Source organism: Pseudomonas sp. E6002 (assembly GCF_013385565.1).
GTDB lineage: Bacteria > Pseudomonadota > Gammaproteobacteria > Pseudomonadales > Pseudomonadaceae > Aquipseudomonas.
Genome location: NZ_JACAPT010000062.1, coordinates 1 through 10,467, shown reverse-complemented (window position 1 = coordinate 10,467; position 10,467 = coordinate 1). Strand labels below are relative to the sequence as shown.

General features: G+C 64.9%; 8 protein-coding genes. 1 reads left to right on the top strand and 7 read right to left on the bottom strand.

Annotated elements, in window-relative coordinates; genetic code table 11:
* Positions 1-109: 109 nt before the first annotated feature.
* From HX815_RS31145 to HX815_RS31115, 7 genes are all read right to left on the bottom strand, one after another.
* On the bottom strand, positions 110-1,252 hold the full coding sequence (locus HX815_RS31145; RefSeq protein WP_177029479.1) for an LLM class flavin-dependent oxidoreductase: 1,143 nt from the start codon (positions 1,250-1,252) through the stop codon (positions 110-112).
* The gene (locus HX815_RS31140) at positions 1,242-2,234 is read right to left on the bottom strand and encodes an LLM class flavin-dependent oxidoreductase (protein WP_003218624.1); all 993 of its coding nucleotides are present in this window, start codon (positions 2,232-2,234) and stop codon (positions 1,242-1,244) included. The genes HX815_RS31145 and HX815_RS31140 overlap by 11 nt, the downstream gene beginning before the upstream one ends.
* Before the next feature lie 159 nt (positions 2,235-2,393).
* Complete coding sequence (locus tag HX815_RS31135) at positions 2,394-3,380, bottom strand: LLM class flavin-dependent oxidoreductase (protein WP_008430352.1); 987 nt, start codon at positions 3,378-3,380, stop codon at positions 2,394-2,396.
* The gene (locus tag HX815_RS31130; protein ID WP_177029478.1) at positions 3,377-4,366 is read right to left on the bottom strand and encodes an LLM class flavin-dependent oxidoreductase; all 990 of its coding nucleotides are present in this window, start codon (positions 4,364-4,366) and stop codon (positions 3,377-3,379) included. The genes HX815_RS31135 and HX815_RS31130 overlap by 4 nt, the downstream gene beginning before the upstream one ends.
* Positions 4,363-5,280 (bottom strand): 5'/3'-nucleotidase SurE, encoded by a 918-nt coding sequence (locus HX815_RS31125; protein ID WP_177029477.1) that lies wholly within the window; start codon positions 5,278-5,280, stop codon positions 4,363-4,365. Before HX815_RS31125 ends, HX815_RS31130 begins: the two co-directional genes overlap by 4 nt.
* Positions 5,277-6,614, bottom strand: coding sequence for an LLM class flavin-dependent oxidoreductase (locus HX815_RS31120; RefSeq protein WP_177029476.1), 1,338 nt, complete (start codon positions 6,612-6,614; stop codon positions 5,277-5,279). Before HX815_RS31120 ends, HX815_RS31125 begins: the two co-directional genes overlap by 4 nt.
* 58 nt (positions 6,615-6,672) lie before the next feature.
* Complete coding sequence (locus HX815_RS31115; protein WP_003218616.1) at positions 6,673-9,111, bottom strand: TonB-dependent siderophore receptor; 2,439 nt, start codon at positions 9,109-9,111, stop codon at positions 6,673-6,675.
* Positions 9,112-9,417: 306 nt separating this feature from the next.
* Between HX815_RS31115 and HX815_RS31110 the strand changes: the two genes are divergently transcribed.
* Positions 9,418-10,410, top strand: coding sequence for a P1 family peptidase (locus HX815_RS31110; RefSeq protein ID WP_003218615.1), 993 nt, complete (start codon positions 9,418-9,420; stop codon positions 10,408-10,410).
* Positions 10,411-10,467 lie beyond the last annotated feature (57 nt).

Genomic DNA, 10,467 nt, shown 5'->3' with positions numbered 1-10,467 from the left:
CGAGTGGTGGGGCAAGAGCGTTTTGCTTACTTTTGCGCTTTTCAAAAGTGAGCCGCTGTAAGAGCGGAACCAATATCAGCCATAACCGAAGAAACGGATATGTACTCAATCAACCCCGACCCACCTCAACATCCCTCCCCGAAGCCCCAATCCTGCGCAACAAAGGCAACACCTCCGCCCCCACATGAATCGACTCTTCCAGATGCGGAAACCCCGAGAGAATAAAGCTGTCCACCCCAAGCTGGTGATACTCCTCGATCCGCTCCGCCACCCGCTCATAACTCCCCACCAGCGCCGTCCCGGCCCCGCCCCGTACCAGGCCCACACCGGCCCAGAGGTTGGCCGAAACCTCCAGCTCCCGCGCCCCACGCCCACGGCCTTTCATCAACTCGGTCTGGCGACTCTGCCCCACCGATTCATACTTGGCCATCTGCCGCTGCGCCTGGTCAATGGCGTCCTTGGGTATCTCCTCCAACAGCCGCTCCACATGCGCCCAGGCCGCCTCGTCAGTGCGATCGGCAAAGATGTGCAAGCGCAACCCAAAGCGCAACGTCCGCCCCTGCATCGCGGCCAACTCATGCATCCGCAGCACCCGCTCGGCAATCATCGCCGGCGGCTCACACCACATCAGGTACGTCTGCCCATGGGCAGCCCCCACCTGCTCGGCAGCCTCGGAGGCACCCCCAAAATAGATCGCCGGCACCTCGGCCCCAGGCGCCACCGGCGTGTTGATCCCACTGCGGTAGTAGCGCCCCGGATGCGCCGGCTGCTTGCCAGCCCACACCGCCTGGAACACCTGCAAAAACTCCGCAGTACGCGCATAACGCTCATCGTGTTCGAGAAAGTCCCCCAACGAACGCTGCTCAAAACGGCTGGACCCCGTCACCACATGCAACGCCAGGCGATTCTCGCTGAGCAATTGCAAGGTCGCCGCACGGTGGGCGGTATAGGCCGGCAGCTCCATGCCTGGTCGCAACGTCAGGAGGAATTTAAGCCGTCGCACCTCCTGGGCCAGCACCGCGGTAATCAGCCACGGATCCTCGAAACCGCTGGCGGTGGGCACCATGACTCCGTCGAACCCGGCCTGTTCGGTAGCCCGCACGATCTGGCGCAGGTAATCGAGGGTGGGGGCACGTTCGCCTTGCTGGAACAGCCCGACCTTGGGCAGGCCGCTGCTGGTGAGGTGGCGACCGTCGCCATTGGTGGGCAGGAACCAGTCGAGCTGGATCGGGGGGCGAACCTCAGTGTTCATGGTGCAGGCGCTCCTTGCGCAGGCCGTGTTGAAAAAGCAGCGGCAGGATCTGTTCACCAAAGCGCAGCACTTCGCCGACCGCCGGGCCGCCTTGCAGGATGATGTGGCCAAGGCCCAGGCCGTGCAGTTCCTGCAGGCGCGTGGCGATTTGGCGGGGCGTGCCCACCAGGATCAACGGTTGGCCAGGGTGCAGTTGCAGCAGGTTCGGGTGGATCTCCCACTGGCGCAACGGGTGACGGTCGCGGGGCACGGTGGCGATGCGGTGGTTGGGCAGGTCCTGGGTCGGCAGCAGGGCGGCGGCGGTTTCCCAGGCCAGGTCCTCGCTGTCGCCGATGACCAGGCCGAAGGTACAGGCAAAGGCCAGGCCCGGCTGAAGCTGGCGCCAGCGTTGTATTTCCTGGTCCAGCCACTGCGGATGCCCAGGCCGCAACAGGCAGACCTGGGCGTGGCCAGCCACCAGCGCGTGGCTTTGGCTGTCGTCCAGCACCAGTGGCGGGGCGGGCAGTTCGCGGCGGGCGACGCCGGCGTTTTCCAGTTGGAAATAGCGGCCTTGATAATCCAGGCCGCCGTCATTCGGTGCCAGCAGTTGTTGGAGAATCTCCAGGTATTCGCCGATGCGTTCGCTGCGCTGGTCGCGGTTCAGCCATTCGCCAAACGCACTGCGCAGGCTGCCTTGTTCGCCGTCGGGCAAGTGCAGGCGCACCCGGTGGCTGCTGATCGATTGCAGGCTTTGCAGGGTGGTGGCCAGGGCCGCCGGCAGCATGACTTCCGGCGGTACGCTCACCGACAATTGCACCCGTCGGGTGTGGGCGCATAACGCCGCCGCCACACCGAGGCTGTCGGCACACAGCGCGCCGCCGGGGATCCACAGGCCGTCGATGCCGGCGTATTCCACCGCCTGGGCCAGCTGGATCCACTGCCCCGGCCGCGCCGCCCAGTCGGGGGTACAGAGGGGCATCAACCAACTGAATTCAAGGGGCATACACGGGCTCCATAGTTTGGCATCAGCATCACGCGTCGTCGTAGCAGCTGTCGAGCCCCGGCGAGGCTGCGTTCGCGGTGTATCTGACACACCGCTACGCAGCCTCGTTTCACTCGACAGCTGCTACGGGAGCTGACGCTTTCAGGGCGTTTGATCATCCTACTCTCGTCCTCGCCATCCGAGGGCCGGGGCGATGTCCCGGGCGATGATTTCCAGGCGCTTGAGGATCTGCGCCTGGGTCGAGCTTTCGGCCTGGACCACGGCGATCACGTAGTCAGCATAGGGCAGCAGGGACGGGTCCTGTTGCAGGCTGGCGATCACTTCGTCGGGATGGCCGTGGTGCACGTTCATCAGGCGCAGGTGCTCCTGCAGGTCCACGGCTTGATCGATCAGGCCTTCGCGTTGCAGGCGCGGGATGTGGCGCTCGATATCCACCGCCAGTTCCGCTTGGGCACTGGCGCGATCCGCTGCCGGGAAAATTGCCCGCACCACGCCGATTCTCGGTGGGCGATCGGTGCGGGTCCAGGCATTCAAGTAGGCATCGGCCAGGGGTTTTTGCACCGTCAGCGGATCGTGGGTGGCGGTGCCCAGCAGCAAGCCGTTGCCCTGGCTGGCGGTGTATGCCGCGCCTTCGAGGCTGCCGTGGGAGTGCCACAAGCGGCTGCTCAAGCCGGTTGCTGGCGGTTGCAGGGTCAGCGCGCTGTGGGGCGTCAATGGCTCGCCGTCGAGTAACTGCTGGACCTGCTGCTGGTGGTCGCTGAAATCGACCTGGCGTTGCACGGCATCACGGCCAAACGCGCTGAAATTGTCGAGGTTGGCGCCGCCGCTGCCCAGGCCCAATTGCACCCGGCCGCCGCTCAGGGCATCGAGCACACTGGCGTCTTCCGCCAGGCGGATCGGGTCTTCGAAAGGCAGCACGATCACCCCGGTGCCCAGTTCGATATGCCGGGTTCGCTCGGCCACCGCCGCCAGCAGTACCAGCGGTGACGGCAGCCGGCCAAAGCCGTTGCTCAGGTGGTGCTGGGCAATCCAGCCACCGTCGAAACCGAGGGCCTCGGCGACTTCGAATTGTTCGATCAGGTCGCGGTAGACCTGCTGTGGATCGTCGCCAAAGGCGTGGCTGAGAAAGCCCAGTTTGAAGCTCATGTCAGGGTTCCTTGGGGCAGTGTCGGTTGCCAGCCGAGGGCCGGGGCGATCTGTTCGCGGATGATTTCCAGGGCACGGATCGCCTCCCGCAGCGGGGTGCTGGCGGTCTGTACTTGCAGCACCAGGTGGTCGTTGGCCGTCAGTCTCGGCCCTTGCTGCAACTGCTCGATGATCTGCTCGACCGGGCCGTGCAGGATGCCGAGGCGCCTGAGGGTGGCGTCGAAATCATCATCCACCGGCGCCTTGTACACGCCGATGCTCTGTTGGCGTTGCACGTAGGCCTGGATATCGTTGCGCGTGGCGGCGTCCGGGTTCGGGATCAGCGCCTGTACCCGGGTGACACGGGGCGGGGTGCCGTTGTCACCGGTCCAGGCGTTGCGATAGCGGTTGACCAGTTCTACCCCGGCTTCGGGCGGCAGGTGCGGGTTGGGCGCCATGATCAGGCCGTGGCCGCGCTCGGCCACCCGTTCCACCCGTGAGGTGGCTTCCCAGATTCGCTGCCCAAGGCCGGCTGCCCGTGGCAACAGGCGCGAGCCGCTGTCGGTCAGGGGGGCGTTGCCCAGGGCATGGATCAACTGTTGCAGGTGCTGCTCATAATCGCGGTGGCGCGCCTCAGGTTCACGACCGAATGCGGTGAACGTGTCGGGATCAAAACCCGCACCCAGGCCCAGCTCCAGCCGGCCATTGCTCAACAGGTCCAGCACCGAGGCGTCTTCCGCCAGGCGCAGCGGCGCTTCCTGGGGCAACACGATAATCCCGGTGCCCAGGCTGATCCGGCGGGTGCGCTGGGCGATGGCGGCAAGCAATACCAGGGGCGAGGGCAGGCGGCCGTTTTCGCTGGCGAAGTGGTGCTGCGCCACCCAGCCACTGTCAAAGCCCAGCTCTTCGGCGACCTTGAACAACTCCACGGTGTCGCGGTAGACCTTGGGCTCGAAGCCGGGGCTGTAGACCCGGCTGAGAAACCCCAGGGAAAAACGCGAACTCATGGCTGCACCTCGCGGGCCAGTTGTTTTTGCAGCGCGGGGCCGGCGTTGATCGACTCCGGCAGGCCGCTGAACGGGCTGATGGTCAGGTAACCCTTGTTGAGCCATACCGCCTCGTCCTGCTTCTGCTGCTCGGCGGTGGCGACGGGGCTGTACTGGAAGCCGATGCCGGGTTTGCCCGGCAGTTTGAATTGCTTGAGGTCGTCGGTGTACACCGCTTCAAAGCCCACGTAGCTGCCGATGCGGGTGAGTTTCACGCCCTTGATCCGTGGGTCTTTTGGCAGGTTGATATTCAGGCCCAGGCCCTTGGGCAAGAGCGCGCCGTCGGGCTGGCGATGCTGGTCCAGGGCATTGACCAGCTTCGCCACCAGTTGCGCCGCGCGTTGTGGGTCTGCCTCCTTCAAATCGGTGCTGACCGCCAGCGCCGGAATGCCCGCCTGCACCGCGACACTGGCGACGTTGAACGTGCCGGAAGCGCTGTTGATCGCCCCCAGGTTATTCCCGGGGTTGGGGCCGACGATCACCAGGTCGGGGTGGGGCATGACTTTTTTCAGGCCCATCAGCAGGGCCATTACCGGCGTACCGCTGATTTCGATCTGCACGTCTTTGCCGGCGCATTCGGGGCTTTGGCATACGCCGTTTTCAGTGGTGCTGATGTAGTAACTGTCGGGGTAGGCCGGGTCGTCGTCATGGCCAACGGTGACTTCGCGACCAAAGAAAAACGCACCGCCCCGTGCGCTCTGGTCGGCCTGCGGTGCGGCAATCCGCACCGTATGCCCCTGGGCCTTGAGCTCGGTGTACAGGGCGCGAATATTGGGGTGCTGATAACCGTCGTCGTTGCTCAGCAAAATGTTCAGGGCAAAGGCCTTCGAGACGAACAGGCTGCCGACTGCCAGCATCCATGCGCTGCGCTTCATGGTGTGACTCCCCGGGTAAAGCGATTGGCCGGGCGCGGCAGGCCGAGGTTTTCCCGCAGGGTGGTGCCTTCGTATTCGGTGCGGAACAGCCCGCGTTGCTGCAGCAGTGGGATTACCTGCTCGACGAACAGGTCGATGCCGCCCGGGAAGTACGGGAAGAACACGTTAAACCCGTCACAGGCACGGGCTTCGAACCACTGCTCGAAGAAGTCGGCAATGTCTTCGGCGGTGCCGATTACCGGGTTGCCGGCGGTCAGGTGCAGGTACAGCTGGCGGATGCTCAGGTTCTGGCTGCGGGCCAGTTCCAGCAGTTTGTCGCGACGGCTGCCGCGCTGGCCTACCGGGGTTTCCGGCAGCGGGCCGTCGAGGTCGTAGCCCGACAGGTCGATGTCATCGCCCAGGGTGTCGGCCAGGAAGCGCAGGCCCAGCACCGGGTCCACCAGGGCCTGGAACTCTTCGAACAGCGCCTGGGCCTGTTCGCGGGTTTCGCCGATAAACGGGGTGACACCGGGCAGGATCTTGATGTGGTCGGGGTCACGGCCAAAGGCGGCGGCGCGTTGCTTGATGTCTTGATAGAAAGCCTGGGCGCCGGCCAGGTCATGGCTGACCGCAAAAATCAGCTCGGCAACGCGGGCGGCGAGGGCCTTGCCGGGTTCCGACGCACCGGCCTGCACCAGCACTGGATGGCCCTGTGGAGGGCGGGCGACGTTGAGTGGGCCACGTACGGAAAAATGTTCGCCGCGATGATTCAGGGTGTGCAGTTTGGCCGGGTCGAAATACTCCCCGCTGGCCTTGTCGCGGGTGAAGGCGTCGTCGTCCCAGCTGTCCCACAGGCCCTTGACCACGTCGTGGAATTCTTCGGCGCGCTGGTAGCGGTCGCCATGGTCGATATGGGTTTCACGGCCGAAGTTCCAGGCCTCATCCGAGACCACCGAGGTCACCAGGTTCCAGGCGGCGCGCCCCTTGGACAGATGATCGAGGGAGGCGAACTTGCGGGCGATATGGTACGGCTCGTTGTAGCTGGTGGTGGCGGTGGCGATCAGGCCGATGTTGCTGGTGACGGCTGCCAAAGCGGCCATCAGGGTCAAGGGTTCGAAGTGTTCGGCGCGGGCAGTGCGGCTGAGGGCGTCATGATGATGGCCCCACAGGGCGACCACGTCGGCGACGAACAAGGCGTCGAATTTGCCGCGTTCGGCGGTTTGCGCGATGTGTTTGAAGTGCTCGAAATCCAGGCTGGCATCCGCCTGGGCCAGGGGATGGCGCCAGGCCGATACATGGTGGCCGCTGTTGGCCAGGAAGGCCCCCAGCTTGAGTTGATCGGTACGTCGGGTCATGGGCAGGCTCCCGCAAAAGGTCAGGCGCAGGGCCGGCGAACCGGCCCCGCGGGCTGGGTCAGAAGGCGTACGTCACGCCGGTGTACCAATAGCCACCGGTGGTGCCGTAAGGCGAAAAGGTACCGTACGGGAAGCCGCCGGAACTGCTTACCAGGTCGGTGCGTTTCGGGTACTTGTTGAACAGGTTGTTGGCCCCCGCATTCAGGGTCACGGCCTTGGTCAGGTGGTAGTCGATGTTCAGGTCAGTGATCCAGGTCGGCGCGAAGTTGCGGTCGTAGATCTCGGCGGTGCCGTACTCGGTGTAGGAGCCGTAGCGGGTCAGGTTGAGGCTGGTTTCAACCTTGTCGTAGGTCCAGGTGGTGCCCAGCAGCAGCTTGGATTGCGGCAAGCCGTACTTGAGGTTGCCCTGGCGCTGGCGGTCATAGCCACCGTCCGGGCCGAGGGCCTGGGCGGCCACGGTCGAGGCGTGGATCGAGTCGATCTGGGTGGTGTTCCAGTTGAAGCCGGCGCTGTATTTCAGGCTGCCATAGGCACCGATGTCCTGGCGGTAGTCGCCCACCAGGTCGACGCCGCGGGTGGTGGTGTCGAGGGCGTTGGTGAAGTAGGTCACCGCCTGGTTCGGGTTGAGCCCGGCGGCGGCGAGGATCGCGCTGATTTGCGGCGTGCCGCCCAGGTAACCGGTCTGGGCGATGCGGTCCTTGATCACGATCTGGTAGGCATCCAGGGTGATGTTGGTGTTGTCAGTGGGTTGCAGGGTCAGCCCGATGCTGTAGTTGGTCGACTTTTCAGGCTTGAGGGTGGTCGCGCCCAGGGCCTTGGCCACATCGGAGTTCACCGCCACGTTGCGGTAGTCGAACAGTTGCCCGTTGACGCTGGTTTGCGAGGTGGAGCTGTAGATCTGCTGGGCCAGGGACGGTGCGCGGAACCCGGTGCTGACGGTGCCGCGCAAGGCCAGGATCGGGGTCAGCTGGTAGCGGGTGGAGAACTTGCCGTTGGTGGTGGTGCCCGAGCCGTCGTTGTAGTGCTCGTAGCGCCCGGCCAGGTCCACGTGCCATTTGTCGGTGAGGTCCTGGCCGATCTCGCCGTAGCCCGCGAGGCTGATGCGGCTTTTTTCGGCGGCGTCGGCCGGGGTGGTACCGGCACCGGAAATGGTCCCGGGTGGAATGATCGCGCCGTTGGCACCGGTGTCGAACGGCCCGCTGGCGTAGGAGGCGAGGTCACCCTTGCCGATCTTGTAGTCTTCGTAGCGCTGTTCCAGGCCCCAGGAAATCTGCGTCGGCTTGTACAGGCCGAGGTCGAAGGCGCGGGTCAGGTCGAGGTTGTTGGTCCACTGGCTGAAGGTTTTTACGCCGGTGTCGACCGAGGTCGGTGAGTTCGGGCCGTAGCTCAGGTTGTAGGTGTCGGTGAGGGTGGCCCGGGCATGGTCCTGGCCGTAGGTGCTCGACAGGTCATAGTCCCAGCCGGCGGCCTGGCCCTTGCCGCCAAACGCCACCTGGAAGTCGTCTTCGATGAAGCGCAGGTTGTCTTCGATACCTTCCGGGTACGGGGTCTGGATGCCGTTGAACGACGGCGGCTGGTGGAATGCCAGGGGCTTTTCCGAGTTGCGGTGGGTGTAGGTCGAGAACGAGTACAGGGTCAGCGCGTCGGCGACCGGCAGCTCGGCGTTGTAGCCGAGGCTGAAGTTCTTCGCCTCGGGCAAGCCGGTGCCGTAGTAGGTGTGGCGTTGGCTGGTGTTGCCGGCACTGTCGGTGTACGGCGCCGCATCGGAACGGTCCGAGACGTCCTGTTTCTTCACGTCCAGGGCGAGGTTGATGAAACCGTCGTTGGGCAGGGCCAGGCCGACATTGCCGGTTTGACGCACGGTTTCGCCATCGCCGTTTTCATAGTTCTGGCCGTAGGTGGTGGACAAGCTGCCGCCGTGGTCGGTTTGCTTGAGCACGATGTTGATCACGCCGCCGATGGCGTCCGACCCGTATTGCGCCGAGGCGCCGTCACGCAGGACTTCGATGTGATCCACCAGGGCGGTGGGGATCATGTCCAGGTCCACCGGTTGCGAACCGGAGTTGAGGGAGGTGGCGTTGTTCAGCAGCGCGCTGTTGTGGCGGCGCTTGCCGTTGACCAGCACCAGCACCTGGTCGCCGTTCAAGCCGCGCAGGCTGATGGGGCGCACGATCGAGGTCGAACCGAAGCCCGACGAGGCCGGCTGGTTGAGGGACGGCAGCACCTTGCTCAAGGCACGGGTCAGGTCGCCCTGGCCGGTGGCGAGCAACTGCTTGGAAGAAATCACGTCCACCGGCGCCGGGCTGTCGGCCAGGGTGCGGGCCTGGCCACGGTTGCCGATGACCACGACGGTGTCCAGGGGGTTATCGCTGGCCGGGGCGTCGGCGGCGAGGGTCAGGCTGCTGTAGCTGACGGCCTCGCACACGGCGAGGAACAACAGGGTATGGGCGAAAGCCTTGCCGGGTTGGCGGCGGCCTGCGGCGCGTGATGGATTCATGATGTGCAACACTCCAGTGTGGTTAGGCAACGGGCCTTGTTCGAGGACGGCTTGTTAAGTTCAAGCTCTGGTGGAGGCAGGAGAGCAAAGGCTGTGCCATCGCTGAAAAGTCTTGGATAACAAGGAGTTGTTGGAGGGTTTGCGGGGCGGGTGGTGTTTTTCTAACAGGCGGGAGGGCAGGGTGTTGGTTTTTGTGCAGGGGATTTTTTCGCGAAGCTGCTTGCGTACGCTGGGCCGGGGGAGCGCCTCCTTGGCACACCCCTTGCTCTCCCCACGCCATACCTAAACCCAAGGAAGCTTTTCTGTATGCCTAGACCTGGCCCGCGCAACGCCCTCACTGATATTCCCGGCCTGGAGGTTGGCCACGCCACAGACCTGTACGCCGACACCGGCGTCACGGTGATCCGCCCGGATGGTTTCTGGACTGCCAGTATCGACATTCGCGGTGGAGGCCCAGGTGGTCGCGAAACCGCGGCGCTGGAGCCGGAGAACATGGTGGGCCAGCTGCACGCGCTGGTGTTTGCCGGTGGCTCGGTGTTTGGCCTGGCGGCGGCGGATGCGGTGGCGGCGAAGTTGTCCCAGGACCAGGTGGGGTTGCATTTGAAGCCGGGTGCGCCGGCGATTCCTATCGTGCCGGCGGCGGTGTTGCATGATTTGGCGAATGGCGGGGACAAGGATTGGGGCCTGGAGCCACCTTACCGGCGGCTGGGGTTTGAGGCGCTGGCCAATGCCGGTCCGGAGTTTGAGCTGGGCTCTGTCGGGGCCGGGCGTGGGGCCATGGCCGGGGTGCTGAAAGGCGGGCTGGGGACGGCGTCCCTGGATTTGGGCGATGGGTTGGTGGTTGCCGCGTTGGTGGTGGCTAACCCGATTGGTTCGGTCTACATGCCGGATGGCGAGACGTTCTGGGCGTGGCCCTGGGAGGTGGCGGGGGAGTTTGGCGGGGCGCGGCCGGTGACGGAGATGGATTGCAGTGATCCGATGCCGGAGTTGTCGCGGCTGGATTCCATGGGGCGTCTGCAAGCGGGGGCCAATACCACGCTGGTGGTGGTGGCGAGTACGGCGCGGTTGACGGTGGCGGAGTGCAAGCGGGTGGCGATCATGGCGCAGGACGGGATTGCCCGGGCGGTGCGGCCGGCGCATTTGCCGTTTGATGGGGATACGGTTTTTGCGTTGGCTTCGGGGGCAGTGGAGGTGGCGGATGGGCCTCGGCGGCAGGTGGAGATTGGGCGGATTGGGTCGGCGGCGGCTGATTGTGTGGCTCGGTCGATTGCTCGGGGGGTGTTTGCTGCGCGGGGTTAGGGTGGGGTGTATATCCGTTACTCCGCGGGCCGCCGCGACGGGCCATCCATGGCCCGG